Annotated in this window: 1 protein-coding gene; it reads right to left on the reverse strand. The window is 39.0% G+C overall.

Annotated features, from left to right (window positions below; genetic code table 11):
* Positions 1-106: 106 nt before the first annotated feature.
* Positions 107-292: hypothetical protein (locus tag NE473_RS31845; protein ID WP_256265704.1), on the reverse strand; the 186-nt coding region annotated here is incomplete at its 5' end.

A 292-nucleotide genomic window follows, 5' to 3' on the forward strand; every position in this document is an offset into this window, starting at 1 on the left:
AGAATAATTGGCAGGGCCGCCATAAATTTGGAGCGGAGAGCTGCCAATTATTCTTTTTTTCCTTTTTTTATTTTACTCTACAATTCTTTTATTCGGCATTTCTTATTCAATCCTCGTATCGGTGGTTACAATCCTGTTTAAGGTAAATTATCGGAAATCTTTCACAGTCAGGCAGCTGATGGTTCTGGTGGGCACACAGTTTTTGATGGCTCTTCTCAGCTTTTTTTGCATCCTTAAGCCTTCCTCTCTGTATACTTCTCAATCTGATTGTTCCATTTCTGCTGGTCTTTCT

This window comes from Hungatella sp. SL.1.14, from assembly GCF_024460495.1.
GTDB lineage: Bacteria > Bacillota > Clostridia > Lachnospirales > Lachnospiraceae > Hungatella > Hungatella hathewayi.